Here is a 26,874-nt window from a genome sequence, read left to right as displayed (position 1 = left end):
AGATGTGTATAAGAGACAGTACCTGGCGAGATCGGGCGTACCTGGTCGGATCAACACACCAGGTACGCCCGGAACGACCAGGTACCCGAGGTCCACCGTGCGGGATCGGGCGTACCTGGCACGATCGGGCGTACTTGGCGAGATCGGGCACACCTGGTCCGATCAACACACCAGGTACGCCCGGAACGACCAGGCACCCGAAGTCCACCGTGCGCGAGCGGGCGTACCTGGCACGATCGGGCACACCTGGCGAGATCGGGTGTACCTGGTCGGATCAACAAACCAGGTACGCCCGGAACGACCAGGTACCCGAAGTCCACCGTGCGGGATCGGGCGTACCTGGCAAGATCGGGCGTACCTCGCGAGATCGGGCATACCTGGCGAGATCGTGCATACCTCGTCGGATCAACACATCGGGTACGCCGGAACGACCAGGTACCCGAGGTCCACCGTGCGCGAACGGGCGTACATGGGCGGAACGTGCAGCGCTCGAACGGGCCGCAGCGGCAGACCTCAGCCCGCGGCGAGGGCAGCGGCCGCGAAGTCGCGCACGGCGTCACGGGCCGCGGGCGGGTCGAGCACCACGGCACGACCCGGCAACCCGGCGACGAGCCGGACCACGCCGTCGAACCCGTGCGACGCCGCGAGCCGGATGCGCACACGCCCGTCATCGTCGGGCGCGTCGGCGGTGTCGGACAGGAAGTCGGCGACCAGGGGCAGCGACGTCGAGTCGAGTTCCACCGTGACGATGACGTCGTCGGCGGCCTGCTGGAACAGCGTGTCCGGGATCACGACCTGGTCGATCGTCTTCTCGGCCGGGCGGTCGTCGACGCGCGCCTCCGACATCCGGTCGAGCCGGAACGTCCGGAGCGCCTGCCGGTCGAGGTCCCACGCGCGGAGGTACCAGTCGGTGTCGATGGATTCGACCCGGAGCGGGTCGACCCGTCGGGTGCCGCCCTGGGTGCGCGGTCCGGCGTACTCGAAGACCAGGCCCCGGCCGTCGGACATCGCCCGGCGGATGGTGGCGAGGGCGACGTCGTGCAGGTCCTGCCCGACGGCGACGGTCGACGCCGCTCCCCCGGCACCGCGGGACAGCTTGGCCATGAGCGCACGGATGGCGTCACGGTCGGCGGCCTCGGGCAGCGCGGACAGGTACTGCAGGCCGGCGATGAGCGCCGAGGCTTCACGAGCCGACAGACGCGGTGAGTCGTCGATCGCCACCAGGTTGGTCAGCACGATCATGTCGTTCTGGTCGAAGTCGTCCCACGCGATGTCGAACAGGTCGCCGTGCTGGTACTGCATCGTCTCGCCGGGCACCCCGGACACCGCGATGAGTTCGACGGCACGCCGGATGCGGGCCTCGGGCACACCGAAGTGCCGAGCGGCCTCGGCCACCGAGACCCGCTCGCGGTCGATCAGGTACGGCACCAGGGCGAGCAGGAACGCGAGCTTGTCCTGCGCCTGCAGGGGTTGGGCGTCAGCCACGAACGGGGTCCTCTCCGGGGGCTGCGGCACCGTCGTCGTCGGTGTGGTCGCGCACGAGTGCACGGAGGCGCTCGTCGACCCGTGCCCGCAGGTCGTCGGGCTCGAGCACCCGGACCTCGGGCCCGAAGGCGGCGAGTTCCTCGGCGAGGATCTGCGGGTCGACGTGGTGCAGCACGAGCGCGCCGTCGGCGTCGGTCTCGGTGTCGCGGCGACGGGTCAGTCGGCGTTCGGCGTCGGAACCCGGCGTCACGGCGATGCGCGCGGTGCGCTCGGCCCAGATCCGCTCGAGTTCGGCGAGGGTGCGCTCCCCCGCGCCGACGGGAGCGGTGTGCTGCCCGACCTCGTACTGGGTGACCGGCCCGACGATGCGGGACAGCAGGTAGTTCTTGTCCGAGTCCGTCGCGAACTCGTGGGCGGCGAGCATCCACCGGCCGCCGTGCTGCACCAGAGCGAGTGGAGCCGCTTCGCGCCGACGCGCGTCGTGCTGCCCCGGCGTGATGTAGTCGAAGCGCACGGCTGCACCGCGGTCGAGCGCGGAACGGAGCGGCTCGAAGGAGGCATCCCGGGCGCGGAGCCGCGGAGCGTACGCGTCGACCCCGAGCTGCAGGGCACCGTCGTCGTCCTCGGCACCGGCCGAGCGGACCTTCAGCAGGCCACGGCGCGAGTCGGCGGACAGGGCGCCTTCGCGCCAGGCCATCGCGGCCAGGGAGAGCAACGCGGATTCGTCCGGGGTGAAGCGGACGTCGACCGGCAGGTCGTACTCGCCCTTCGGGATCCGGTACCGGAGCGTCTGGTTGTTGCCCGCGGCACCCGGGGTCTCGATGGTCTCGAGGGGGATGCCGAGCTCGCGGACGTCGTCCTTGTCGCGTTCGAACTGGCGCTCGAGCGAGGCGTTGTCGCCGCCGGGCGAGAACCGCTGCCGGTACCCCTGCACGTTGGCCAGGATCTCGGCCTTGGTCAGCCCGGACTCCGTCGAGAGCAGCGCGAGCACGAGGCTGAACAGCCGCTCCTCGGCGGGCACACGGGGCACACGGGTCGCTGGCACGAGCCGATCCTACGGCAGCGCGGGTGCACCGCAGTGCACCCGCGCCGTGGTCCGTGGACGGTCGGACCGGGTCAGTTCGAGATCGCCCCGAGCACGTCGATCACGTACGCGTACGCGGTCCCCTGCTGGTTGACGATGGCCAGGACCTGGTCGCCGACGTGGTGCCCGACGATCGCGGTCCGGACGCCCTCGTCGACCTGGCCCTTGGTGAGCGGGATGGCCTGCGCGCCGGAACCGTCGGTCCAGCTGGAGCCGGCGACGGACGGGTCGGCACCCCAGGTGACGGCGGTGTACTTGATGACCGCGGTGTCCTTGGCGGTGAGCTCGCGACCGTCGCCCTTGCGGAGCAGGTGGGTCTCGTTCGACTTCGGGGCGCTCCACGACGGGATCGTGATGCCGGGGGCTCCGGACGGCGCGAGCACGACGGCCGGCATCTTGTCGCCGGCGAGCTGCGGGGTACCGGTGGCGCGGGCGTCGAACGCGCGCTTGACGTCGATGACGGCGATCACGGCGTCCTCGGTCTTCTTCGACGAGGAGCTGCCACCGGTGCCGTCGGTGCCGCTCAGGGCGCTCTTCGGCAGGGCCACCGCCAGTCGATCGCCGACGTGGGCGCACTGCAGCGAAGCACCGAGGGCCCCGTAGTTGCTCGCACCGGCGGTGATCGGTGCCGTCTGGCCCGAGTAGCCGCTCGTCTGGGCGACCTCGCCCGTGGAGCCGTCGACCAGGGTGTACTCGACCAGGACGGGGGTGCCGTCGTCGATCGTGCGACCGCTGCCCTGCTTCAGCACGGACACCTGGGTGCCCTTGGTGGTCAGGCCCTTCGGCACGCTGACCTTCGGCTCCGAGCCGAACTTGCCGGTGGCGGTCACCGCTTCGGACGCGGCGCCGGGAGCGGCACAGCTCGAGGGCGTGGTGCCGGCACCGTTCGAGGCACAGGCGGTGAGGGACACCGCGAGACCGATGGTGACCAGGAGTGCGGGGATGGTGCGCACGGACCCTCTTTCCGTTCGATGCAGGACGGGCACGCCGTCAGCCTACCGTTCGTCCTCGACGGCCCCGGACGGAGCCGCAGCGGCATCCGACGGAGCCGCAGCGGCCCCGGACGGTGCCGCAGCACCATCCACCGCCGCCGACGACGCCTCGGCCGCCGCGACCTTCCGCGCCTGCGCCGCCGACTGCCGAGCCACCTTGCGGAGCTTCTTGTCGCTCGTCGCCCGCTCGCCCACGGCGCCGGGGGTCCAGGCCTCGATGTCCTCGTCCGAGAACTCCGCCTTGCCCGCGCGGCGCTTCAGGTTCGGCAGCACCGTCCCGTCGGCCAGGCGTCGTGCCGTGATGAGGAACCCGGTGTGCCCGACCATGCGGTGGTCCGGGCGGACGGCGAGGCCCTCGACGTGCCAGGTGCGCACCAGGGTCTCGCTCGGCATCGGGTCGGTGAAGCGTCCGGTGTCGCGCAGGGCCTCGGCCGTGCGGGACAGCTGCGTGACGGTCGCGACGTAGCAGACGATGAGTCCGCCGGGCACGAGGGCGTCGGCTGCGGCGTCCACGCACTCCCACGGCGCGAGCATGTCGAGCACGACGCGGTCGACGCTCTGCGGCTCGGTCGCGTCGGGCAGCGACTCGACCAGGTCACCGACGGTGACGGACCAGTTGTCCGGGACGGCTCCGAGGAACGTGCCGACGTTGCCCTTCGCGATGGCCGCGAACTCCTCGCGGCGCTCGAACGACTGCAGCTGCCCGGTCGGGCCGATCGCACGGAGCAGGAACAGCGACAGCGCCCCCGAGCCGACCCCGGCCTCGACCACGCGAGCACCGGGGAAGACGTCCGCGAAGGCCACGATCTGCGCGGCGTCCTTCGGGTAGACGATCGCGGCACCACGCGGCATCGACATCACGTAGTCGTTGAGCAGCGGACGGAGCGCGAGGTACTCGTCACCGGTGCTCGCCCGGATGACCGAGCCGTCGGGCTGGCCGATGACGTCGTCGTGCCGGAGCACCCCGCGGTGCGTGTGGTACTCACCCGCGGTCTCGAGCGACAGCGTGGTGAGCTTGCCCTTCGGACCGGTCAGCTGCACGCGGTCGCCGGCCCGGAACGGGCCGCGCGGCGGCGTGTGCGGTGCGCCGCCCGCGGTGTGCGGGAGCGCTGCGGTCGGGTCCGCGGTCGGAGCGGAGGCGCGGCTCGCGTGCGCCTCGTCGCGTGCGTCGTCGGTGTGGCTCATCGGGTGACCCCTTCGGTGTCCGCAGCGTGCGCCGGGTCCGGCACCGCGCCTCCAGTCCGTGCGGCCAGTGCCGGCGTCGTCAACTCGACCAGCCGGTCGACGTCGACCCCCGCCAGGGTGGTCAGGTGCACGTCGCCGCCGGCGATCTCGGACAGCGGGACGATGTGCTCGACGGCGACCGTGACGGCGCCGGAGGCGACGGCCGACGCGACGCCGGTCGCGGAGTCCTCGATCGCGACGCACGCGGTGGGCTCGACGCCGAGCTGCGCTGCGGCGGACAGGTACGCGTCCGGGAACGGCTTCGGGCGGTCGACGTCGTCGCCGGCCACGACGACGCGGAAGCCACGCTCGCCCAGGGCCTCGGCGGCGACGAGCGCCATCTTGCGACGGGACATCGTGACCAGGGCGGTCGGGATGCCGCGGGCGTGGAGCTCCTCGACGAGTTCACGGGCACCCGGCCGCCAGGGCAGTTCACCGGCGCGCAGGTGCTCCATCACGTAGTCGGTCATCCACTGGATGATCTCCTCGACCTCCATGTCGACGCCCCTGGCACGCAGGAGCTCACCGGAGCGCTCGAGACCGCTGCCCACCAGGGACAGGCCGTCCGCTTCCGTCCACTCGGCGCCGTACCGGGTCGTCAGGTCGACCTGGGACCGCTGCCAGATCGGCTCGGTGTCGATGATCGTGCCGTCCATGTCCCACAGCACGGCTGCGGGCGGGACGAGGGCAGGAGGATGCGCGGTCACGGGCGACGAGTCTACCGGGGCCGTTCCGCTGGGCGCGGACGCGCGCGTGCGCTGACACCCCCTGGGCCTACAGTGGATGCCTGAATCGTGTCCGGCCGGGGGCATCGCTCCCGCCCCGCTCCGCTCCACCACCAGGAGGTCCGCTCCGTGCCACAGCACTCCCCCTTCAGCGACGGTCGCTTGCTCGTCGTCGCCTTCGAGGGCTGGAACGACGCCGGCGAGGCCGCGAGCGGTCTGGCGCGTCGCATCGTCGAGTCGCTCGGGCTCGACGAGCTGCGCGAGCTCGACGGCGAGCGGTACGTCGACTACCAGTTCAACCGGCCCACCGTCGGCACCGACGACAACGGCGACCGCGGCGTGCAGTGGCCCCGGATCGTGCTGTACGGCCCCGGTGCCGAGGGTCGTCCCGTCATCGGCGCCACCGGCTCCCCCACCGACCGTGACGTCTTCGTGCTCGTCGGCCCGGAACCCTCGCGCACCTGGCGGGGCTTCTGCTCGGAGATTATCGACCTGGCGGACGTCTACTCGATCGATGCCGTCGTCTTCGTCGGGGCCATGCTCGCCGACGTCCCGCACACCCGACCGATCTCGGTCTTCGTGTCGAGCGAGAACGCCGGGGTCCGCGCCGCCTTCGACGTCGACCGCTCGTCGTACGAGGGCCCGACCGGCATCCTCGGGGTCCTCGCCGACGCGATGGACAAGGCCGGGCTGACCACGCTGTCCCTGTGGGCGTCGGTGCCGCACTACGTGCACAACTCGCCCTCGCCGAAGGCCACGCTCTCGCTGCTCGACAAGATCGAGGAGCTCACGGACGTCACGGTGCCGCGCGGGTCGCTGCTCGACGACGCCACCGAGTGGGAAGAGGGGATCGACGCCCTCGCCGCCGATGACGAGGACATGGCGTCCTACATCGGGCAGCTCGAGCAGGCGCGCGACACGGTCGACTCCCCCGAGGCGTCGGGCGACGCCATCGCGCAGGAGTTCGAGCAGTACCTCCGTCGCCGTGAGCGCAAGGACGGCAAGGACGGCGGCACCGCCGGTGGCGAGGGGCCGTGGCGGCCCCAGCAGCCGCCGCAGCAGTAACCGTCACCCCCTGACGGTCGGGAGGGGTGCGGTCACGACACCCCGCTCACCTCCGCCGGGTGGTCACGAACTGTCGGTTGCGGCCCGCCCGGACGACAGTTCCTGACCCCTCGGCAGCGCGCACGCGACGTGTCGCGACCGCTCGGCGTACGGGAGGCACGGGGCTGGCCCGCCACGGGCCTCCCTCCCGGCGGGGGCGTGCGGTCACAACAGCCCGCTCACCTCCGCCGAGTGGTCACGAACTGTCGGTTGCGGCCCGCCCGGACGACAGTTCCTGACCCCTCGGCAGCGCACACGCGACGTGTCGCGACCGCTCGGCGTACGGGAGGCACGGGGCTGGCCCGCCACGGGCCTCCCGCCCGGCGGGGGCGTGCGGTCACAACAGCCCGCTCACCTCCGCCGAGTGGTCACGAATCGTCGGTTGCGGCCCTCCCGGGCGACTGTTCCTGACCCCTCGGCAGCGCACACGCGACGTGTCGCGACCACCTGGCGGACGGGAGGCACAGGGCTGGCCCGCCACGGGCCTCCCGCCCGGCGGACGCGTGCGGTCACGACACCCCGCTCTCCTCCGCCGAGTGGTCGCGAACTGTCGGTTGCGGCCCGCCCGGACGACAGTTCCTGACCCCTCGGCAGCGCACACGCGACGTGTCGCGACCACTCGGCGGACGGGAGGCACGGGTCGGGCCCGCGACGGGCCTCCCGTCCGCCGCCACGCAAGGTCACGACACCCCGATCACCTCCGGCACCGACGCGACGGCCGGTGAGCCGAGGTCAGGCCAGGCGGATGCCGAGCAGCGCGTCGATCAGGTCGAGGAGCTCCGGCGTGCACGCCGTGCCACCCGCGATCGCCGTGTCGACCGCCGCGACGGCGCCCGGGGTGTCCAGGTCGTCGGAGACCCGCGCGCGGATGCGCGCCGCGACGTCCGCTGCGTCGTCGGCGTGCCCGGCTGTGGCTCCGGAGGCCCAGGCATCCCAGCCGGCGAGCCGGGTCTGGGCGCTCGTCAGCTCGGTGTCGAACCACTCCCAGTCGTCGGAGTACTTGTGCGACAGCAGCGCGAGCCGGATGGCCCGGGGGTCGGCGCCGTCGTCGAGCAGCCCGCGCACGGTGACGAGGTTGCCGAGCGACTTCGAGATCTTCGTCCCCTGGTAGGCGATCATCCCGGTGTGCACGAACGCGTTCGCGAGGGGCTGGTGCGCGAGGGCAGCAGCGTGCCCGGCGCTCATCTCGTGGTGCGGGAAGACGAGGTCGCTCCCGCCGCCCTGCACGCTGATCGGCAGCCCGAGGCGATCACCGGCGATGACGCTGCACTCGATGTGCCAGCCGGGGCGACCGGGGCCGATCTCGGTGTCCCAGGCCGGCTCACCGTCACGCGCGGCGCGCCACAGCAGCGGGTCGAGCGGATCACGCTTGCCCGGACGTTCCGGGTCGCCGCCGCGTTCGGCAGCGAGGGCGAGCATCGTCTCGCGGTCCAGGCCGCTCTCGTCACCGAGGGTCCACGCGTCGGTGGGGCGGTTCACGTCGAAGTACAGGTCGTCGCCCTCGGCGCCGTCGGTCGGGACCTCGTACGCGTAGCCGGTCTCCTGCAGGAACGAGACGGCCTCGGCGACGCGCTCGACCTCGTCGGTGACGGCCACGAAGTCGTCCGGCGGCAGGATCCGCAGCGACTCCATGTCGCGGCGGAACAGGTCGACCTGCTCGGCCGCCAGGGCGCGCCAGTCGACGCCGTCGCGGGCGGCACGCTCGAGCAGCGGGTCGTCCACGTCGGTGACGTTCTGCGCGTACTCGACGTCGAGGCCCGCGTCACGCCAGGCGCGGCCGAGCGTGTCGAACGCCAGGTAGGTCGCCGCGTGGCCGAGGTGCGTGGCGTCGTACGGCGTGATGCCGCAGACGTACAGCGCAGCGCGGTCCTCGTCGCGGGCGGGGTCCACCGGCTTGCCCGTTGCGGTGTCGTGGACGACCGGTCGGGGCGCGGCGCCGGGGACGTCGGGGACGGATGGGGCCTGCCAGGCCCTCACGGCTGGATCACTCCGAGCGACAACAACACGATGAGCACGATACCGAGTGCGATCCGGTAGACGACGAAGGGCATGAAGCTGCGCTTGCTGATGTAGTTCATGAACGCCGCGATCACGACGAACCCGACCACGAACGCGACGACGGTGGCGATGAGCGTGTCGGCGAGTCCGAACGGTGAGCCGTGGTCGCCGAGGCTCGTCGCGGCCTCGTAGAAGCCGGACAGGAACACCGCCGGGATCGCCAGCAGGAACGCGAAGCGCGCGGCCGCCGGCCGGGTGTACCCGAGGGCGAGACCCATCGACACGGTCGCGCCGGAACGGGACACACCGGGCACCAGGGCGAGCATCTGCGCCAGGCCGATGAGCAGCCCACCGCGGAACGTCATCTGCTCGATGCGTCGCTCCTTGCGGCCGACACGGTCGAGCACCCCGAGCACGACACCGAACACGATGAGGACGACCGCGACGATCCAGAGGGACCGGAACGTGGTCTCGATCGAGTCCTTGAGCAGGAGCCCGGCCACCCCGATCGGGATCGTGCCGAGGATCACCAGCCAGCCGAGGCGGACGTCGGGGTCGCCCTTCGGCACGTCACGCTTGACCACCGACCGGAACCACCGCCCGACGATCCGGGTGATGTCCTTCCAGAAGTAGATGAGCACCGCGGTCTCGGTGCCGAGCTGCGTCACCGCGGTGAAGGCCGCACCGGGGTCCTTCGCGTCGGGCAGGAAGAGCCCCACGATGCGCAGGTGCGCGCTGGAGGACACCGGCAGGAACTCGGTGAGCCCCTGGACGAAGCCGAGGAAGATCGCCTCGAGGATGTGCATCGCACGGGCCTTTCAGGGGGGAGGTCGGTCAGGGCACCGCCACGACGGCGACCATGAACAATATCAGTACGTGGCGAGCAGGTCGCCCAGCACCCGCCGACCGAACGCCAGCGAGTCGAGCGGCACCCGCTCGTCCACGCCGTGGAACATCGCGGGGAAGTCGACACCGGCCGGCAGCTGGAGCGGCACGAACCCGTACCCCGCGATGCCGAGCGTCGAGAGCGCCTTGTTGTCGGTGCCGCCGGACAGCAGGTACGGCAGGACAGGTGCGCCCGGGTCGTGCCGGCCGAGGACGTCGCGGACGGCGTCGACCAGCGGGCCGCCGAAGTCCTGCTCGAGGCCGATGTCGCGGAACGACATGACCACCTCGACGTCGGGTCCGGCGAGCTCCCGCACCCGCTCGAGCACGGTCTCCTCGTCACCCGGCAGGCAGCGGATGTCGACCAGGGCCTCGGCGGTGTCCGGGATCACGTTGTGCTTGTAGCCGGCGGTCAGCACCGTCGGGTTCGACGTGGTGTGCAGCGCGGCGTGGATGAACCGCGACGCCGAGCCGGTGGCCAGCGCGACCTCGTCCGGGCCGGTGACCGTCGGGTCGACCCCGAGGAACCGCGCCACCTCGGCGACCATCGCGTCCGTCGTGGCCGAGAGCCGGACGGGCCACTCCTCGCTGCCGATCCGGGCGACCGCCGCCGCGAGCTTCGTGACGGCGTTGTCGCGGATCACGTGCGAGCCGTGGGCGGCGGTGCCGCGCGCGATCAGCTTCACCCACATGAGCGCCTTCTCGCCGGTCTGCAGCAGGTAGGCGCGACGGTCACCGAGCGTGATCGAGTACCCGCCGACCTCGCTGATCGCCGCCGACGCCCCCGCGAAGACCTCGGGGTGCTGGTCGACCACGTGGTGGGACCCCAGGACTCCCCCGGCCTCTTCGTCGGCGAAGTACGCGATCACCAGGTCACGCTCCGGCGCACCGTGCTGCTCGATGACGTCGGCCAGCGACGTGAGCATCATCGCGTCCATGTTCTTCATGTCGACGGCGCCGCGACCCCACAGCGATCCGTCCTTGACCACACCACCGAACGGGTCGACCGACCAGTTCGCCGGGTCGGCCGGCACGACGTCGAGGTGCCCGTGCACCACGAGCGCCGGCTTGTCACGGTTCCGGCCGGGTACCCGTGCCACGACGCTCACCCGGTCCGGCTCGGACTCGAACAACTGCGGCTCGAGACCCAGGGCGCGGAGCTTGTCCTCGACGTAGTGGGCCGCCTCGGTCTCCCCACGGGACTTCCCCTCGCCCCAGTTCGTCGTGTCGATGCGGATGAGGTCGCGGGCGATCGCCGCGGTGGCCTCGAGCTCGGGCACGGACTGCGGCTCGGAGGGCTCCGGGTTCGTCATGGCTCCACGGTATCGGTCGGCACCGACCCCGTCGCCGAGTCCCGACACGCAGGACTCGCCCGGGATGCGCGACCGTGTTCATCGCGCGTTCAGACCCGTGCTAGTGTCTTCTCTCGGCAGGAACGCCGGGTTCAACCCGGGAATCAGACACCAGACACCCTGTCCGGGTGGCGGAATTGGTAGACGCGCTAGCTTGAGGTGCTAGTGCCCGTATTAGGGCGTAGGGGTTCAAGTCCCCTCTCGGACACAGAATGCATGCCCCCCGACCTTTCGGTCGGGGGGCATTTTCTGTTGTGTCTTCTCGGCGAGTGCCGCCATCGCTGCGCTCAGGGCGTCACCGCCTCGGGCACCACTTCGCTGCGCTCAGGGCGAACCGCGCGCCACTTCGCTGCGCTCAGGGCGATCGAGGCAGGGGCAGGAGTGGCTCTGCACGCAGGCCCGTCCGGACGGGAGGCGCGGGGCGGGGCCGCCACGCGCCTCCAGTCCGGAGCGTGCACACGTCGCAGGCCGGTGCGAGGTTGTGCACTCCGTGTGACGGAACAAGGTCGCACCGAGTGGGCAACGCCGCACCAGGCTGCAAGCCCGGCGGCCTGCGCGGTCACCGCGAGCGGCGCACCCGCCGCACCACCAGCACGACGGCACCGAGCGCCGCCAGCCAACCCCAGTTCGCGACCACCGGGTCGAGCACCTGGTGCCGCCAGTCCCGCCGACTCGACCCCAGGCGCGACGCAACAGGGCGGTTCCCACGTTCCGCCGCGACGCCGGTCTCGCTGATCACCCGGTCCGGCCGACCCCTGAATGCATCGGTCACCCGGTGCGTCGCGACGTCCAGGCGGTCCCCGACGACGAGCAGCATCCAGTGCGCCAGACGCCCCTCGCTGAACCGCCGGTAGGCGTACCGCCGGACGATCCCGGCGACCCCGTGCAGGGGCTGCGCGGTGCCGAACACCGGCGTCACGTGGGCGTGCTCGATCGAGCGCTCCCGGCCGTGCGCACCGTCCTGCTGCGGCGGGAGGTCCCAGTGGGCACCGGTGGCCGAACCGGCCTCGCGCGAGAGCTTCGGCACCGAGGGACGGTCCGCGAGGTCGAGGTCGCTCCCCCACCCCGGGATGCGGGCGCGGAGTTCCTCGGCCGAGGGCACCCGACGGGGCGGATCGGCGATGTACGGGGTGTGATCGGGCGCGGCGTTGTCGGGCACGGTGTGCTCCTTCACGGGACGATGACGGTCTTGATGCAGTCGTCGAGCTTCGACGAGAACAGGTGGTACCCCTCGGCGATGTGCTCGAGCGGGATGCGGTGCGTGATGATGTCGCTCGGCTTCAGGTGTCCGGCCTGGATGTGCTCGAGCAGACGGGGCCACTGCCGCTTCACGGGCGCCTGGTTCATGTGGATCGTGACGCCCTTGTTCATGGCGTCGCCGAACTTCACCAGGTTCGGGATCGGGCCGTAGGCGCCCATCGCGGACACCGTGCCGCCCTTGCGCACGCCGTCGATCGCCCAGTTCAGCGCGACCGGCGATCCGCCCTGCAGCTTGAACTTGGTGGCGGTGACCTGCTGCACGAAGCTGCCGTCGGCTTCGGCACCGACGGCATCGATCACGCTGTCCGCGCCGAGGAAGTCGGTCTGCTTCTTCATCTCGAGCACGACGTCGTCGACCTCGGCGAAGTTGATCGTCTCGGCGTGCGCGAACGTCCGAGCCTTCTCGAGGCGGTACTCGAACTGGTCGACGACGATGACCCGCCCGGCACCCATCAGCCAGGCGGACTTGGCGGCGTAGAGCCCGATCGGTCCGGCGCCGAGCACGACGACGGTGTCGCCCTCGCGGATCGACGCCAGCTGGGCGCCGAAGTACCCGGTGCCCAGGGCGTCGGTCATCATCAGGGCGTCGTCGTCGTCGAGCCATTCCGGGATCACCTGCGGACCGACGTCGGCGAACGGCACCCGGACACGCTCCGCCTGCCCGCCGTCGTAGCCGCCGGTGGTGTGCGAGTACCCGAAGATCCCGCCGACCGCCGTGGCGTTCGGGTTCACGTTGTGGCAGTTCGTGAACAGGCCGCGGGCGCAGAACCAGCAGGTCCCGCACGAGATGTGGAACGGGACCATCACGCGGTCCCCCACGCTCAGTGTCTCCACCGACGACCCGACCTGCTCGACGACGCCGATGAACTCGTGGCCGAACGTGTGTCCGACGCGGGTGTCGGGCATCATGCCGTGGTACAGGTGCAGGTCGGATCCGCAGATCGCCGCCCGCTCGACGCGGATCACCGCGTCGTTCGGATGCTCGATCCGGGGATCCGGCTTCTCCTCGACACGGACCCGGTAGGGCCCGCGGTAGGTCATGGCGCGCATGGGCGCTCCTCTCGTTCGGCACGTCCACGCTGGCGCGGCGCACGTTGGAACGGACCCAGGTCTGCAGATGGCGGACAGGCGGTGGTCGTCCGCACAGACGGACGGGAGGCGCGGTGCCAGCTGGCACCGCGCCTCCCGTCCGATCCGTGGGGGCGTCTCGCTCTTCGACGCCTCGACGACGTTGCGGCCTGTTGCCGCGTTCGGTCTCCTAGCTCTTCGACGCCTCGACGAAGTTGCGTCGCGGGTCGGTTTCCTTGATGAGCGAGGTCGCGTCGCGACCCGACACGGCACCGGTGATCCAGCCGATGATGATGCGGGCCTTCCGGTTCAGGGTCGGCATCGCGTACACGTGGTACGCGCGGTGCGCGAGCCACGCGAACAGGTTGGTCATCTTGATGCCCTTGATGTTCGCGGCACCCTTGCCGACACCGTACGACGCGACGGTGCCGATGGAGGGGTGGCGGTACTCCTCGAGGGGCTTGCCGGTGATGGTCGCGACGATGTTGTCGGCGGCGACCACGGCCTGGCGCACGGCGTTCTGCGCGTTCGGCGGGTAGAACGCCGGCTGCTTGTCGGCGGTCAGGTCGGGCACCTGCGCGACGTCACCGAGGCCCCAGACGCCCTCGACGACCTGGTGGGTGTCCTCGGCCTCGACCTGGAGCTTCGCGTTCGCGGCGAGGTGGCCCTTCGGCCCGCGCGGCAGGTCGGAGGCGTCGAGGAGCGGGTTCGGCTTGACGCCCGCGGTCCAGACGAGCAGACCGGTGGCGAACTCGTCGCCGTCGGAGAACTTGACGACGCCGCCCTCGGCGCTCGGCATGGTGGTCTTCAGGCGGACGTCGATGCCACGGGCACGGAGCGACTCGAGCGTCCACTTGGACAGCTCCGGGCCGACCTCGGGCGCGACGCGGTCGAGGGCATCGATGAGCACCCAGCGGGGCTGCTCGCCGGCGAGCGACGGGTAGGTCTTGATGGCGGCCTGCGACAGGTCGAACAGCTCACCGATCGCCTCGACGCCGGTGTAGCCACCGCCGACGAAGACGCTGGTCAGCAGACGTCGACGCTCGTCCTCGTCGCGGGTGGCAGCGGCCTTCGCGATGTTGTCGAGGAGCTTGGCGCGCACGTAGGCGGCCTCTTCGACGCTCTTGAAGCCGACGCCGTACTCCTCGAGCCCGGGGGTCGGGAAGGTGCGGGTGACGGAACCGAGGGCGACGACGAGGTGGTCGTAGCCGAGGGTGCGGTCGTCGCCGCCGGCGGTCGCGATCGAGACGGTCTTGTCGGCCGAGGAGATCGCGGTGACCTTGCCCTGGATCACCCGGGTCTTGCGCAGTGCACGGCGCAGCTCGACGGTGACGTCCTTCGGCGCGATGTGGCCACCGGCGACCTCGGGCAGGAACGGCAGGTACGTGTAGTACGTGTTCTGGTCCACCAGCGTGATGCGCATGGGCACCGTGGCCGCGTGCTTCTGGAGCTGCTTGACCGTGGTGTAGCCAGCGGAGCCGCCGCCGAGGACGAGGACGTGAGGGATCGAGTCTGCCATTCCTCCGGTCTACCGGACTTTGGCTTGGCGCGTCATGAGTTCCGCGGCCTGTCGCGGAGCCGCCACCACGCGGTCTCGGCCAGTTCGGGCCCCGTGAACACCCCGTGCGGGGTGCGGCGGGACTCGGTGAGCGAGAAGCGGCGGAGTCGGTAGCCGCCGCCGAAGCGGTCGATGATCGCCTCGGGTGACGCCTCGGGGTCGCGCTTGACGTACCAGGTGCGGTCGTCGACCGGCTCGATCACGCCGCGGTCACCGTCGTCCGCCGATGCGGGAGCGCAGGACGTCGATGCGCTTCTGGATCTGCTCGATGCTCGCCTGCGCCACGGCCGGGCCACCGCTGATCCGCCGGAGTTCGGCGTGGATCGCACCGTGCGGCTCGTTCGAGTGCCGGGACCAGATCGACACGAGCCGGGCGAGCTCGGTGCGCTGCTCCTTGATCGTCATGTACATCGGGCGATCGGGCTCGGGCGCCTTCGGCAGGCCGTCCTTGGCCGTGCGGCCCTTGGAGCGCTTGGCCTGGGTCGCCTGCCGGGCGCGGAGGAGGTCGCGCACCTGGTCGGGTTCGAGCAGCCCGGGGATGCCGATGAAGTCGAGCTCCTCGAGGGAACCGACCTCGCCGCCGGTGCCGAACTCACCGCCGTCGTAGAGGACGCGGTCGAAGGACGCCTGCGAGTCGAGCGCCTCGAACGGCTGGACCTCGAGCAGGCTCTCGGACGCGCGGTCTTCCTTGTTGGCCTCGGCGACCATCGCGTCTTCGGGGTTGTACATGCCGTCGTCGGCGTCCTTCGGGCGGTCGAGGGCGTGGTCGCGCTCGAGCTCGAGGGTGGCGGCGAGGGCCATCAGCCCGGGAACGCTCGGCAGGAAGACGCTCGCGGTCTCACCACGGCGACGGGCACGCACGAAGCGGCCGATCACCTGGGCGAAGAACAGCGGCGTGCTCGCACTCGTGGCGTACACGCCGACGCAGAGCCGTGGGACGTCGACGCCCTCGGAGACCATGCGGACGGCCACCATCCAGCGGGAGGTGTCGTCGGCGAACGCGCTGATGCGGCTTGACCCGGCGGCTTCGTCGGACAGCACCACGGTGGGACGCTCCCCCGTGATCTGCTGCAGGATCCGGGCGTAGGCGCGCGCCGTGGTGGTGTCCGTGGCGATGACCAGACCGCCGGCGTCGGGCACACCACGACGGACCTCGGTCAGGCGCTTGTCGGCAGCCGAGAGCACGGCCGGCATCCACTCGCCCTCGGGTGACAGCGCGGTGCGCCAGGCCTGGGCCGTGATGTCCTTCGTGACCTGTTCACCCAGGGAGGCCGACATCTCGTCGCCCATCCGGGTCTTCCAGCGCATCTGTCCGGCGTAGGCCATGAACAGCACCGGGCGGACGACGCCGTCCTTCAGCGCCCGGCCGTAGCCGTAGTTGTAGTCGGAGATCGAGGTACGGATGCCCTGCTCGTCGGGGGCGTACTGCACGAACGGGATCGGTGCGGTGTCGGACCGGAAGGGGGTCCCCGACAGCGAGAGCCGACGCGTGGCGCCGGAGAACGCCTCCCTGATGCCGTCGCCCCACGTCAGGGCGTCGCCACCGTGGTGGACCTCGTCGAGGACGACCAGGGTGCGGCCGCCCTCGGTGATGCGCTTGTGCACCTCGGGGTTCATGCCGACCTGGGCGTACGTGATCGCGACGCCCTGGTAGTGCCGGCCGAACATGCCGTCGCCGTTCTTGAACATCGGGTCGATCCGGATGCCCACACGGTCGGCGGAGTCGGCCCACTGGCGCTTCAGGTGCTCGGTCGGGGCCACGACGACGATGCGGTCGACGGTGCCGCGGGCGAGGAGCTCGGTCGCCAGCCGCAGCGCGAAGGTGGTCTTGCCGGCGCCGGGGGTCGCCGCCGTGAGGAAGTCGCGAGGTTCCTTCTCGAAGTACTTCGTGAGCGCTTCGATCTGCCAGGCGCGGAGCTTCGATGCCGTGCCCCAGGCGGCCCGGTCCGGGAACGCCGGCGACAGGTGCTGGACGGCCGAGTTGCCGGCCGCTTCGGCCAGGGCCGCGGCGTCGGCTTCGTCACGGGCGGCGTCACCGTGCGCCTGCGCCGTCTGGTGCGCCTGCGCCGTTTCGTGCGCCTGGGTGCCGTCGTGCGTCGACGACGATCCGCCTGCGCCGGACTGGTCGTCACCCGACTCCGCCCACAGCGTGGCGGGCTGCTGGTCTTCGTACTCCGCTGCGCTCACTGAACCCGATTCTACCGCCACCGTCAGTCCTGCCGAGCGTGCGGGACGCCGCCGTCAGGGGTCCGGCGGACCAGGGATGCCGGTCGCAGCACGCCGGCGCCGAAGCGTGCGGCGACCGCGTCGACCGTGGTCTCGGTGTCACGCCACGGCGCGTCGTCGTCCCACAGGGCGTTGCTCGCGGCCGCGGGCACGAGGTTCTCGCCACGGACCCCGATCAACCGGATCTGGTTGCCCGGTCGGTGCAGGACGTCGTACAGCTCGACGGCTTCGCGGTGCAGGCGCTTCGCGACGTCGGTGGGCTCCGCCAGGGTGCGCGACCGGGTCAGGGTGCTGAAGTCGGTGTAGCGGACCTTGAGAGCCACGGTCCGGGCCTGCACGTCGGCCTGGCGCAGGCGGACGGCGACCTTGTCGGCCAGGCGCAGGAGCTCTCGTGCGACGTCGTCGCGCTCGGTCAGGTCGCGGCCGAACGTGACCTCGTGCCCGATCGACTTCTCGCCGACGCCGGTGTCGACCACGCGGGGGTCGCGACCCCACGACAGGTCGTGCAGCCGCTGCCCACCGGCCGGGCCGAGTGCCGACACCAGCGACCCGAGCGGGGTGTTCGCCAGGTCGCCGACCGTGCGGATTCCCCGGCGTTCGAGCGTCTCCTGCGTCTTGCCGCCGACGCCCCAGAGCGCGGACACCGGCTGCGGGTGCAGGAACGCGACGGTGTCGGCGGCGGGCACCACGAGCAGACCGTCGGGCTTCGACCGGCTGGAGGCGAGCTTCGCGACGAACTTGGTCGACGCTGCACCCACAGAGCAGTGCAGGCCGGTCTCGGCGAAGACCGTGCGGCGGATCGCCTGGCCGATCTGCCACGGCGTGCCGTACAGCCGGAGGGCGCCGGCGACGTCGAGGAACGCTTCGTCGATGCCGAGGCGCTCGACCCTCGGGGTGAACCGGTCGAAGATCGCCATCACCGCGGCGGACTGCGCCCGGTACTTCTCGAAGTGCGGTTCGACGATGACGGCGTTCGGGCAGCGGCTCTTGGCGACGGCCATCGGCATCGCCGAGTTCACGCCGTAGCGACGGGCTTCGTAGGTGGCGGCGGTGACGACGGAGCGGTCGGAGTCGTGCCCGACGATGACCGGCAGGCCCACGAGGTCGGGGCGGTCGAGCAGTTCGACGGAGGCGAAGAAGGCGTCCATGTCGACGTGCAGCACGGTCGCCGAGACGTCGTCCAGCGGTGCGTCGGAGACGAGGCGGTTCCGTCCGTCCTGCTTGCTCACACCGAGATGATGCCAGGCGCCGCCGACATCGCCGCGCCCGTGGCCGGTCGCGATCGGACGGTGCGAGGGTCCGGACGTGGTGCGAGGGGGCGCGGGTGCCACCACGTGCGGAACCTCGCACCGGAGTGCCCCGGAGCGCAGTGCCTCGCACCGTGCGAGCGCCGCGCTCAGCTGAGCGGGCCGAGCACCGACGCGGCGATCGTCCGCGCCGCGGAGTCCCGCGACGACGGGTGGTACTGCCCCGCCCGGACGTCACGCGCCAGCCGCGCCAGCTCGCTCGACGACCGGAACGCCGAGCCGCCGACCACGCGCATGGCCTCGTCCACAACGTGCTGCGCGGTGTCCACCGCGCGCGCCTTCGTGCCGACGAGCAGCGGGAACCAGCGGGCTCCGAGGTCGTCGAGCTCGTCGACCGACCGCGCCAGCGAGTCGACCTGCAGCGTGATCGCGTCGACCGCACCGCGCAGGTCGGCGATCGCCCGGCGCACGTCGGGGTCCTGCGACCGCGGGGTGCCGTCGGCCGCGGTGCGACCCGCCACGGCGGCCGTCGCGAGCGCGATCGCCCGCTCCGCGACCCCGGCGTACACCGAGGCGATGAGGAGCTCGAACGACGCGAAGATCCCGAACACGAGCGGGTCCTGGTTCGGCCCGACCGGCAGCGACCGGACCATGCGGTCGGCGGGGACGTGCACGCCGTGCAGCTTCGTGGTGCGGCTCTGCGTCGCACGCATCCCGAGCGTGTCCCAGTCGTCCAGGTGCTCGACGTCGCCGTCCGACCGCAGGACGAACCCGTGCACGAGCCGTGGCTCCGGCCCCGAAGTGTCCTTGCCGAAGACGCTCATGACGTCCCACGCCGGTGCGAGGGACGTGAACACCTTCGTGCCGGTGAACCGGTACCCGCCGTCGCCGTCCGGCTCGGCCGCCGTCGACGAGTCGAACAGCACGGCGTCGTTGCCGGGTTCGCTCACCCCGAAGGCGAGCAGGTGGTCGTCCGCAGCGTGGTCGGTGACGGCCTGGAGGAACGACTCGCCTCGCGCACGCACGGCGCGGGCCGCCTGCACCCACACCTGGTGCATGCCGAGGCCGAGTGCCGTCGCCGGCGCGGCCTGGGCGAGGGCGCGCTGCACCCGCGCGGTGCCACGGAGGCCGAGGCCCGCCCCGCCCTGCTCGACGGGGACGCCGATCCGCAGGTAACCGGCGGCGCGGAGCTCGTCGAGGTCCTCGGTGCAGAACGCGTTCGCGGCGTCGTAGCCGGGGGCGCGCTCGGCGATGCGGTCGAGCAGCTCGTCCGGCACCGGCCAGCCGACGGCGTCCGTGTTGGCCTTCGTCATGCCACGAGACTAGGGTCCGGAACGTGTCAGATCGTCATCCTTGGACCAGGTACGTCGCAATCGGTGACTCGTTCACCGAGGGGATCGGGGACCCCGACCCCACCGTCCCGGGCGGCAACCGTGGCTGGGCGGACCGCGTCGCCGAGGTGCTCGCACACCAGACCGACGACTTCGCCTACGCGAACCTCGCGATCCGCGGGCGGCTGCTGCAGCAGATCATCGACGAGCAGGCCGAGGCCGCCCTCGCCCTGCACCCGGACCTCATCACGGTGTCCGCCGGCGGCAACGACATCATCCGCCCCGGCTCGGACCCGGACGAGCTCGCCGAGCGCGTGGACCGGCTCGTCGCCGACCTGCGCCGCGACGGAGCCACCGTCGTGCTGTTCACCGGCCCGGACGTCGGGATGACCCCGGTGCTCGGCATGGTCCGCGGCAAGACGGCGATCTACAACGAGAACCTGCACGCCATCGCCCTGAAGCACGGCGCCCTGGTGGCGAACACGTGGGCACTCCGGGTGCTCCGGGACCCGCGGATGTGGGCTCCGGACCGCCTGCACCACTCCCCGATGGGCCACTCGACGATCGCCGCGGCGGTGCTCGACACCCTCGGCGTGCCGCACGGGCTCGAACCGTTCAACCCGGACCCCCTCGAAGCTCGGCCGTGGCGTGAGGCCCGCGCCGAGGACCTCGGCTGGGCCAGGGAGTACCTGGTGCCGTGGGTGGTCCGGCGCATCAAGCACACCTCGTCCGGCGACGGGGTGTCGGCGAAGCGACCCGAACTGCGGATCGTCACCGAGCACCCCTCCGACACCCCGTAGGCGCGGAGCCGCGGGCCCTCAGCCGGCGGGGCGCCGCAGCGTGAGCGGTCCGTCGTGCAGCGGCTCGGTCTGCCAGCTCGTCGTCGTCGATCCCGTGGTGGGGTCGACCCGGACGTGCGCGAGGTGCGGGGTCTCGACGAACCGCACGTCGACACGGACCGTCCCGTCGTCCGCGACGGCACCGCTCGCGGCGAGTGGGCCCTCGACGGCCCACTCCCCCTGCCCGACCGGCACCGACAGCGAACCGCCGTCGACGTCGAGCGTGAGTCGCCACCCGTCGCCGTCGCGGGCCAGCGGACCGACGTCGGCGAGGCCCTGCAGCGCACCACCGTCCACGGCGGGCAGTCCCAGGGCGGCGAGCCGGGCCTCCAGGGCGGATGCCGATGCCGCGTCGGACGCGCGGTCGACGGCGGGCAGCAGGTGCTGCCAGACCGCGTCGAGGACGGCCTGCATGTCGAGGCTCTGGCCGGTCATCGCGAGCACGACGTCCTGCTCCGGCAGGACGACGCAGAACTGACCGTAGGCGCCGTCGCCGCGGAATCCGTGGCGGGCCATCCAGAACTGGAAGCCGTAGCCCTGCGACCAGTCGGGGTTGGCTTCGTCCGGGTTGGCGACCTGCGTGCTGGTCGCCTGCTCGACCCAGTCGGCGTCGAGGATCCGCTCGCCGTCCCAGACGCCGCCCTGCAGGTACAGCTGGCCGAGCTTGGCGACCGCGTCCGTCGGGGCGTAGCACCCGCTGTACCCGAGCTCCGCCCCGGTGTCGTCGCGGCGCCAGGCGAGGTCGCCGATGCCGAGCGGGTCGAGCAGGTGCGGGCGGAGCCAGGCGACGAGGGAACCACCGGTCACCCGCCGGACGATCTCGGCGAGGGTGTACGTGCACGGCTGGTTGTAGGCGAAGACCGTGCCGGGCTCCTCGTCCGGCGGGAGCAGCAGGAACCCGCGCACCGTGTTCGTCGGGTCGAGGGCCTCGGCACGGTCGATCGTCTCCTCGCGGTGACCGCTCGCCATCGCGAGCAGGTGCCGGACGCGGATGCGGCGGCTGCGTTCGTCGGTGACGTCGGCGTCGAGCTCCGGGAAGTACGACAGCACCGTGGCGTCGAGGTCGATCAGGCCCGCCCTGACGGCGATGCCGACCCCGGCCGCGGTGAAGCTCTTGCTCAACGAGTAGAGCAGGTGCACGCGATCGGCGGCGTAGGGCTGCCACCAGCCCTCGGCCGCCACCTGGCCGTGCCGGAGCAACATGATGCTGTGCGGCTCGACGTCGGGCGTGGACTCGAGGGCGTCGAGCAGGGCGGTCACGCCGCCGGGATCGATGCCGAGGGCGGCGGGGGTGGTCCGGGGGAACGTCGTCATCGTCGTCACCCGACCGACTCTACGGTCGGTGGCCGACGGGCGTCACGCCCCCTGGAACGGGTTCGTCCAGCGCCACCAGACGCCGGGGTCGTCGATCGTGCGCTCGAGCACGAGCGGCACCGTGACCGGGTCGTGGTCGGAGATCCGGAACCGGACCTGCCCGACCCGCTCGCCCTTCGTGCCGAAGGTCACCTGCTGCAGCTTCGCCTTCGCGGTGACGGTCGTCTTGCCCCACACGAGCACCTCGGCCGCCTTCGTCGTGACCGCGTCGGCCTCGTCGTGCCACGGGGTCGAGAAGGTGCCGAACGTCTGCCCCTGGTGGGTGAGCGTCACCACCTGGAAGTTGTCCGCCACGGACCGCAGCAACCGCTGAACGTCGACGTCGAGCGAGTCGTGGTCGACACCGCCGAGCATCACGCCGACGACGGTGACGTCCTTGCCGCCGCGCTCGTACGTCGCCGCGAACAGCAGACAGGCGCCGGCTTCGTCGAGGGTGCCGGTCTTGATCCCCTCGATGCCGTCGAGGCCGAGGAGCTTGTTCGAGTTCTCGATCTGCCCCGCACCGGGCACGGTCACCTGCTTCGTCCCGACGACCTGCTGCACGACCGGATTCGCGAGCGCGAGCTGACCGAGCGCCACCAGGTCGGTCGCGGTGGACCGGTTGTCCGCGTCGAGCCCGGTCGGCTCCTCGATCGTGGTGTCGTCGAGGCCCTGCCGGTCGAGCCACGCGTCCGCGGCACGGTCGTACGCCTCCAGCGACCCGAACGCCCAGATGGCGAGGGCCCCGGCGTAGTTGTTCGCCGACTTCATCAGCATGACCTGCAGGGTCTGGTACTCGGACAGCTTCAGTCCGGGTGGCATCGGCGCGACCTCGCCGTTCACCGCCGCGTACTTGGCGTACAGCCCCTGCATCTCCGGGTTGAAGGCGATCGAGGGCCCCGGCTCGCCCCGCTCGAGGGGCTTCGCGTCGAGGACCACGAGAGCGGTGACGATCTTCGAGATGCTCGCGATCGGCCGGGGCTTCGTGTCGCCGCTGGTCCGCAGGCTCTCCGGGAAGTCGGTCGCCTCGACCGCCGTGGCACCGTAGCCGGGGAACCGCAGGTCCGGCACGCTCGTCGTGGGTGCCGAGTAGGTGGTCGTGCGCGCGCTCGCCGGGGCGAACGGCACGACCGCCGCAGCGACGAGGTAGCCGGCCACGAGGAGCAGGACGGCGACCACCGAGATCGTGACCGGCCTCCGGACGGCGGAGCGGGGGCGACGGACGACTGGTGACACGGGACCCGAGCGTACCGGTCCGCTCCGAGGCCGAGGCTGCGACGGGCTGGTCGGGCTGCCGTTCCGGAGCCGGGGTCGCTGCGCCGTCGGAGTCGGCCGCGACGACAGCGCTCCATCGTTCGCCCGCCGTGTTCCGGGTCCCGACGATGCGTGTGACGGCCGTGTAAACGATGGTCCTACCGATGGACCGAGCAGACCAACCGGCCCTACGGTCGAGGGCATGCACCGTGGACGGACACTGAGCCCGCTCGCACAGCACCAGCGAGGGGCGCCGGTCGTCGTTCGAGTGGGCATGGAACGCCACCCGGCGTCCGTGCACCTGTCCGCAGCGACCGACTTCGACATCTCGCAGGTGGTGGACCTGGTCACCGGTGTCCACGCCCGCATCCGCAAGGCCGACTTCGAGGAGCCCGCCCGATGACCACGCGGCACACGTCGACGGCACCCGACGGACTGCTCGAGGCGCTCGACGCCTACGAGACCGCCCTGCTGGCGAACGACCTCGACGCGCTCGACACCGCCTTCGTCGACTCCCCCGACACGATGCGCGGCGACGACCGTGGCCTGCTCGTCGGGCACGACGCGATCAGCGCGTTCCGCGGGGCGCGGGGTGGGGTCGCGACCCGGTCGCTGACGCACGTCGAGGTCCGCCCCCTGACCGAGGACCGCGCCCTCGTCGTGTCGGTGTCCCGGTTCGCCGCGGGTGGGCATGGCCTCCAGACCCAGCTCTGGCGCCGCGACGGCGGCGCCGGCGACGCCGGCCCGCGCTGGCGCATCGAGGCGGCCCACGTCACCGGCCGACCCAAGGCCGTCGACACCTCCGTCTGGCGGGCCGTCGGCGACCCGCTCGTCGCCCCCACCGCCTCCGGATCGCTCGACGGCCTGACCGTCGCCGTCAAGGACCTCTACGCCGTCCCCGGCCAGCCGGTCGGCGCGGGCAACCCGACGTACCTGCGCGAGGCACCGGTCGGGACGGCACCCGCCGCAGCGGTCGCCGCGTTCCTCGCCGCCGGCGCCTCGATCCGCGGGATCGCGCGCACCGACGAGTTCGCGTACAACCTGACGGGGCGGAACGCGCACCACGGCACGCCGTCGAACAGCGCGGCTCCCACCCGACTGCCCGGAGGCTCGTCCAGCGGATCCGCATCGGCCGTCGGCCTCGGCACGGCCGACATCGGGATCGGCACGGACACCGCGGGATCGCTTCGGGTCCCCGCCTCGTACCAGGGACTCTGGGGCCTCCGGACGACGCACGGCACGGTGTCCCGCGACGGGCTGCTCCCGCTCGCGCCGTCGTTCGACACCGTCGGGTGGCTCACGCGGAGCCCCGGGGTGCTGCTCGCCGCCCTCGACGCCACCGTCCCGCCACGGTCCGCGCCGGGCGGGGCGCCCGACCCGACCGTGCTCGTCGTCCCCGAGGAACTGCTCACACTCGTCGAACCGGCCGTCGCCCGGGCCTTCGCCGCCTTCCTCGAGGCGCTCGACGAACCCGTCGCGACCGGTCGGCTGCGCGACCTCGGCATCCCGGACCCAGCAGCGCTGCAGGAGCAGATGCGGCTCGTCCAGGCCGCCGAGGCGCTCGCCGCCCACGGCCCCTGGATCGACGCGCACCCCGGCGCCCTGAGCACCGTCGTCGGTGACCGGTTCCGGGCGGCACGGGCGAACGACCCCGACGCGACCGCGGACGCCGTGGCACGCCTCGACGAGGTCCGTGCGACGATCCGCCGTGCCCTGGACGGTCGGACCCTGCTGTTCCCGACCGTGCCCGGACCCGCACCACTGCTCCACGCGGACACCGCGACGCTCGAGCGAACCCGGACCGCCACGACGGCGATGACCGCGCTCGCGAGCGTCGGCGGGCTGCCCGCGGTGAGCGCGCCGGCGCTGACCGTGGACGGCGCGCCGGTCGGCGTCTGCCTGGTCGGTGGGCCGGCCACCGACCGTGCCCTGGTGATCCGCGCCGGGCGCATGCTGCCCGACCAGGCCGCCCCGGGCCTCCCGACCGTCTCGGTGGTGTGCTAGGAGGCGAGCCGCCGGGCGTGGGTGACCGCCCACAGACCCACGGCGCTCGCCGCGGCGACGTTGAGCGAGTCGACGCCGTGGGCCATCGGGATCCGGACGGTCGTGTCGGCCGACGCGATCGCGGCCGGCGTCAGCCCCTGACCCTCGGTGCCCATCACGAGCGCGACCTTGTCGGGCAGGTCCGCCACGAAGGCGTCGAGGTCGACCGACTCGTCGGTCAGCGCCATCGCGGCCAGGTGGAAGCCCTGCGCGCGGAGTTCCTCGCCCGCGGCGGGCCAGTCGCCGATGCGGGTCCACGGCACCTGCAGGACCGTGCCCATGCTCACGCGGACGCTCCGGCGGTACAGCGGGTCGGCGCACCGCGGACTGACGAGCACCGCGTCGGCGCCGAGGCCGGCGACGCTGCGGAACACCGCGCCGACGTTCGTGTGGTCGACGATGTCCTCGAGCACGACGACGACCTTCGCGTCCCGCACCACGTCGGCGACGCTCGGCAGGTCGGGGCGCTGCATCGCGGCGATCGCACCGCGGTGCATGCGGAAGCCGGTGAGCTCCTCGAGCAGGGCGTCGGCACCGACGAACACGGGACCGTCGTGCTCCGCGACCAGGGGCAGGACGCTGTCGAGCCACTTCTCCTGCACCAGGATGCTCCGCGGCACCTGCCCGGCGCGGACCGCGCGCTCGATGACCGTGTTCGACTCGGCGATGTACAGGCCGCCCTCGGGCTCCGAGACCCGGCGGAGCGCCACGTCGGTGAGCCGGGCGAAGTCGTCGAGACGGGGATCGTCGAGGGAGTCGATGCGGACGGGGTGCACTGGGCTCGTTTCGGTGTGGTGCGGGGGTGTGGGGTGGGGCCGGCGGGCCGGCGGGCCGGCGCTGGCGCGGGTCCGCCGATGTTCCGCTCCGCCTGGGAAGCGACCGGGACGGTCGGGTGTTGAGGGTACCGTGAACAGGGTGCTGGATGATGCTGCGTCGACGACCGGACCGACCACCGGGGCGGCCGCCGGGTCGGTGACCGCCGACGACCTGGACCGCGTCGTCGAGGTGCTCGCGGGCAAGCGCATCGCCGTGCTCTCCGGTGCCGGTCTGAGCACCGACTCCGGCATCCCCGACTACCGCGGCGCCGGGCGGGTGGTGCGCAAGCCGATGACGTTCCAGGAGTTCCTGGCCGACCCCGCGAAACGCCAGCGCTACTGGGCCGGATCGCACCTGGGCTGGCGGAGCTTCGCGTCCGCCGTGCCGAACGACGGGCACCGGGCGCTCGCCGCACTCGAGGACGCCGGGATCGTCGCCGGGGTCATCACGCAGAACGTCGACGGCCTGCACCTGCGCGCCGGGTCCCGCCGCGTCGTCGAGATCCACGGCTCGATGGACCGCGCCGTGTGCCTGTGGTGCGGCCAGGTGTTCTCCCGCTCCGACCTCGCCACCACCATCGACCGGGCGAACCCCTGGATCGACGAGCCCGGGTCCGTGCAGCTGCAGCCGGACGGCGACGTCGAGATCACCGACGTCAAGCGGTTCGTCGTTCCCGCGTGCTCCGTGTGCGGCGGCGACCTGAAGCCCGACGTCGTGTTCTTCGGCGAGTTCGTGCCGGCCGAGAAGTTCCGCGAGGCCGTGTCGATCGTCGCCGACGCCGACGCGCTGCTCGTCGTCGGTTCGTCCCTCACCGTGAACTCGGGCGTGCGGCTGGTCGACCACGCCGCGCGTCGCAAGAACCCGGTGGTCATCGTGAACCGCGGCGAGACCCGCAGTGACCGCCGGGCCGCCGTGAAGCTCGACGCCGGCACCACCGAGACGCTCGTGCACCTGGCGGAGCGGCTCAGCGCGGCGGCATCGACCGACTAGCCGGTCGCGGTCGACGGACGCGCCTGCCGGGCGCGTCTGC

The 26,874-nt window shown here is 72.0% G+C and carries 23 protein-coding genes and 1 tRNA gene; 6 read left to right on the top strand and 18 right to left on the bottom strand.

Annotated features, from left to right (window positions below; all coding sequences use genetic code 11):
- Nucleotides 1-513 precede the first annotated feature (513 nt).
- The 5 genes from DEJ30_RS16745 to DEJ30_RS16725 form a co-directional block, all read right to left on the bottom strand.
- Complete coding sequence (locus DEJ30_RS16745) at nt 514-1,485, bottom strand: YafY family protein (RefSeq protein WP_110862793.1); 972 nt, start codon at nt 1,483-1,485, stop codon at nt 514-516.
- Nucleotides 1,478-2,530 (bottom strand): YafY family protein, encoded by a 1,053-nt coding sequence (locus DEJ30_RS16740; protein ID WP_110862786.1) that lies wholly within the window; start codon nt 2,528-2,530, stop codon nt 1,478-1,480. Before DEJ30_RS16740 ends, DEJ30_RS16745 begins: the two co-directional genes overlap by 8 nt.
- A 71-nt stretch (nt 2,531-2,601) precedes the next feature.
- Nucleotides 2,602-3,522: an FKBP-type peptidyl-prolyl cis-trans isomerase gene (locus DEJ30_RS16735; RefSeq protein ID WP_110862785.1), complete on the bottom strand. Its 921-nt coding sequence runs from the start codon at nt 3,520-3,522 to the stop codon at nt 2,602-2,604.
- Nucleotides 3,523-3,564: 42 nt separating this feature from the next.
- Nucleotides 3,565-4,746: a tRNA (adenine-N1)-methyltransferase gene (locus DEJ30_RS16730; RefSeq protein WP_110862784.1), complete on the bottom strand. Its 1,182-nt coding sequence runs from the start codon at nt 4,744-4,746 to the stop codon at nt 3,565-3,567.
- Entirely contained in the window at nt 4,743-5,492 is a 750-nt protein-coding gene (locus tag DEJ30_RS16725; protein ID WP_258370029.1) for an HAD family phosphatase, read from the bottom strand. Before DEJ30_RS16725 ends, DEJ30_RS16730 begins: the two co-directional genes overlap by 4 nt.
- 147 nt (nt 5,493-5,639) lie before the next feature.
- Here DEJ30_RS16725 and DEJ30_RS16720 point away from each other — a divergent pair, with 147 nt between their 5' ends.
- Nucleotides 5,640-6,575: a proteasome assembly chaperone family protein gene (locus DEJ30_RS16720; RefSeq protein WP_110862782.1), complete on the top strand. Its 936-nt coding sequence runs from the start codon at nt 5,640-5,642 to the stop codon at nt 6,573-6,575.
- 771 nt (nt 6,576-7,346) lie between these two features.
- Here the strand turns inward: DEJ30_RS16720 and mshC are convergent.
- The 3 genes from mshC to DEJ30_RS16705 all read right to left on the bottom strand — a co-directional run bounded on the left by mshC (nt 7,347) and on the right by DEJ30_RS16705 (nt 10,810).
- On the bottom strand, nt 7,347-8,591 hold the full coding sequence (gene mshC / locus DEJ30_RS16715) for a cysteine--1-D-myo-inosityl 2-amino-2-deoxy-alpha-D-glucopyranoside ligase (protein ID WP_110862781.1): 1,245 nt from the start codon (nt 8,589-8,591) through the stop codon (nt 7,347-7,349).
- A complete protein-coding gene (locus DEJ30_RS16710; RefSeq protein WP_110862780.1) occupies nt 8,588-9,418 on the bottom strand; it encodes an undecaprenyl-diphosphate phosphatase in 831 nt (276 codons plus the stop codon). Before DEJ30_RS16710 ends, mshC begins: the two co-directional genes overlap by 4 nt.
- 63 nt (nt 9,419-9,481) lie before the next feature.
- A complete protein-coding gene (locus tag DEJ30_RS16705; protein ID WP_110862779.1) occupies nt 9,482-10,810 on the bottom strand; it encodes a M20/M25/M40 family metallo-hydrolase in 1,329 nt (442 codons plus the stop codon).
- A 161-nt stretch (nt 10,811-10,971) separates the two neighbouring features.
- Between DEJ30_RS16705 and DEJ30_RS16700 the strand changes: the two genes are divergently transcribed.
- Nucleotides 10,972-11,057, top strand: a tRNA-Leu gene (locus tag DEJ30_RS16700).
- Nucleotides 11,058-11,408: 351 nt separating this feature from the next.
- Here DEJ30_RS16700 and DEJ30_RS16695 read toward each other — a convergent pair.
- The 7 genes from DEJ30_RS16695 to DEJ30_RS16665 all read right to left on the bottom strand — a co-directional run bounded on the left by DEJ30_RS16695 (nt 11,409) and on the right by DEJ30_RS16665 (nt 19,521).
- Nucleotides 11,409-12,008, bottom strand: a complete 600-nt coding sequence (locus tag DEJ30_RS16695) for a hypothetical protein (protein ID WP_258370028.1) — start codon at nt 12,006-12,008, stop codon at nt 11,409-11,411.
- Nucleotides 12,009-12,019: 11 nt separating this feature from the next.
- On the bottom strand, nt 12,020-13,159 hold the full coding sequence (locus DEJ30_RS16690) for a zinc-dependent alcohol dehydrogenase (RefSeq protein WP_110862778.1): 1,140 nt from the start codon (nt 13,157-13,159) through the stop codon (nt 12,020-12,022).
- A 208-nt stretch (nt 13,160-13,367) separates the two neighbouring features.
- Nucleotides 13,368-14,696, bottom strand: coding sequence for an NAD(P)/FAD-dependent oxidoreductase (locus DEJ30_RS16685; RefSeq protein ID WP_110862777.1), 1,329 nt, complete (start codon nt 14,694-14,696; stop codon nt 13,368-13,370).
- Nucleotides 14,697-14,728: 32 nt separating this feature from the next.
- The gene (locus DEJ30_RS16680; RefSeq protein WP_017887301.1) at nt 14,729-14,938 is read right to left on the bottom strand and encodes a hypothetical protein; all 210 of its coding nucleotides are present in this window, start codon (nt 14,936-14,938) and stop codon (nt 14,729-14,731) included.
- 7 nt (nt 14,939-14,945) lie between these two features.
- Complete coding sequence (locus DEJ30_RS16675) at nt 14,946-16,736, bottom strand: DEAD/DEAH box helicase (protein WP_110862791.1); 1,791 nt, start codon at nt 16,734-16,736, stop codon at nt 14,946-14,948.
- A gap of 209 nt (nt 16,737-16,945) precedes the next feature.
- Nucleotides 16,946-18,190 (bottom strand): DNA polymerase IV, encoded by a 1,245-nt coding sequence (gene dinB, locus DEJ30_RS16670; protein ID WP_110862776.1) that lies wholly within the window; start codon nt 18,188-18,190, stop codon nt 16,946-16,948.
- A gap of 167 nt (nt 18,191-18,357) precedes the next feature.
- Nucleotides 18,358-19,521 carry an acyl-CoA dehydrogenase family protein gene (locus DEJ30_RS16665; RefSeq protein WP_110862775.1) on the bottom strand — a complete coding sequence of 388 codons (1,164 nt, stop codon included), beginning with the start codon at nt 19,519-19,521 and terminating at the stop codon, nt 18,358-18,360.
- 23 nt (nt 19,522-19,544) lie between these two features.
- Between DEJ30_RS16665 and DEJ30_RS16660 the strand changes: the two genes are divergently transcribed.
- Nucleotides 19,545-20,339, top strand: a complete 795-nt coding sequence (locus DEJ30_RS16660) for an SGNH/GDSL hydrolase family protein (RefSeq protein ID WP_110862774.1) — start codon at nt 19,545-19,547, stop codon at nt 20,337-20,339.
- A gap of 18 nt (nt 20,340-20,357) precedes the next feature.
- On the opposite strand, the gene DEJ30_RS16655 is transcribed toward DEJ30_RS16660, so the two are convergent.
- Complete coding sequence (locus DEJ30_RS16655; protein WP_181420192.1) at nt 20,358-21,692, bottom strand: serine hydrolase; 1,335 nt, start codon at nt 21,690-21,692, stop codon at nt 20,358-20,360.
- 42 nt (nt 21,693-21,734) lie between these two features.
- Nucleotides 21,735-22,967 (bottom strand): D-alanyl-D-alanine carboxypeptidase family protein, encoded by a 1,233-nt coding sequence (locus tag DEJ30_RS16650; RefSeq protein WP_181420191.1) that lies wholly within the window; start codon nt 22,965-22,967, stop codon nt 21,735-21,737.
- 292 nt (nt 22,968-23,259) lie between these two features.
- Here DEJ30_RS16650 and DEJ30_RS18570 point away from each other — a divergent pair, with 292 nt between their 5' ends.
- Nucleotides 23,260-23,388, top strand: coding sequence for a hypothetical protein (locus DEJ30_RS18570; protein WP_258370030.1), 129 nt, complete (start codon nt 23,260-23,262; stop codon nt 23,386-23,388).
- Nucleotides 23,385-24,989, top strand: coding sequence for an AtzH-like domain-containing protein (locus tag DEJ30_RS16645; RefSeq protein WP_110862771.1), 1,605 nt, complete (start codon nt 23,385-23,387; stop codon nt 24,987-24,989). The genes DEJ30_RS18570 and DEJ30_RS16645 overlap by 4 nt, the downstream gene beginning before the upstream one ends.
- Here DEJ30_RS16645 and DEJ30_RS16640 read toward each other — a convergent pair.
- Nucleotides 24,986-25,804, bottom strand: a complete 819-nt coding sequence (locus tag DEJ30_RS16640) for an RNA methyltransferase (protein WP_110862770.1) — start codon at nt 25,802-25,804, stop codon at nt 24,986-24,988. The genes DEJ30_RS16645 and DEJ30_RS16640 overlap by 4 nt on opposite strands.
- A gap of 196 nt (nt 25,805-26,000) precedes the next feature.
- Between DEJ30_RS16640 and DEJ30_RS16635 the strand changes: the two genes are divergently transcribed.
- Nucleotides 26,001-26,834 (top strand): Sir2 family NAD-dependent protein deacetylase, encoded by an 834-nt coding sequence (locus DEJ30_RS16635; protein WP_110862790.1) that lies wholly within the window; start codon nt 26,001-26,003, stop codon nt 26,832-26,834.
- Nucleotides 26,835-26,874 lie beyond the last annotated feature (40 nt).

This window comes from Curtobacterium sp. MCPF17_003, from assembly GCF_003224385.1.
Taxonomy (GTDB): Bacteria; Actinomycetota; Actinomycetes; order Actinomycetales; family Microbacteriaceae; genus Curtobacterium; species Curtobacterium flaccumfaciens.
This window is presented reverse-complemented; position numbering and strand designations above follow the sequence as displayed.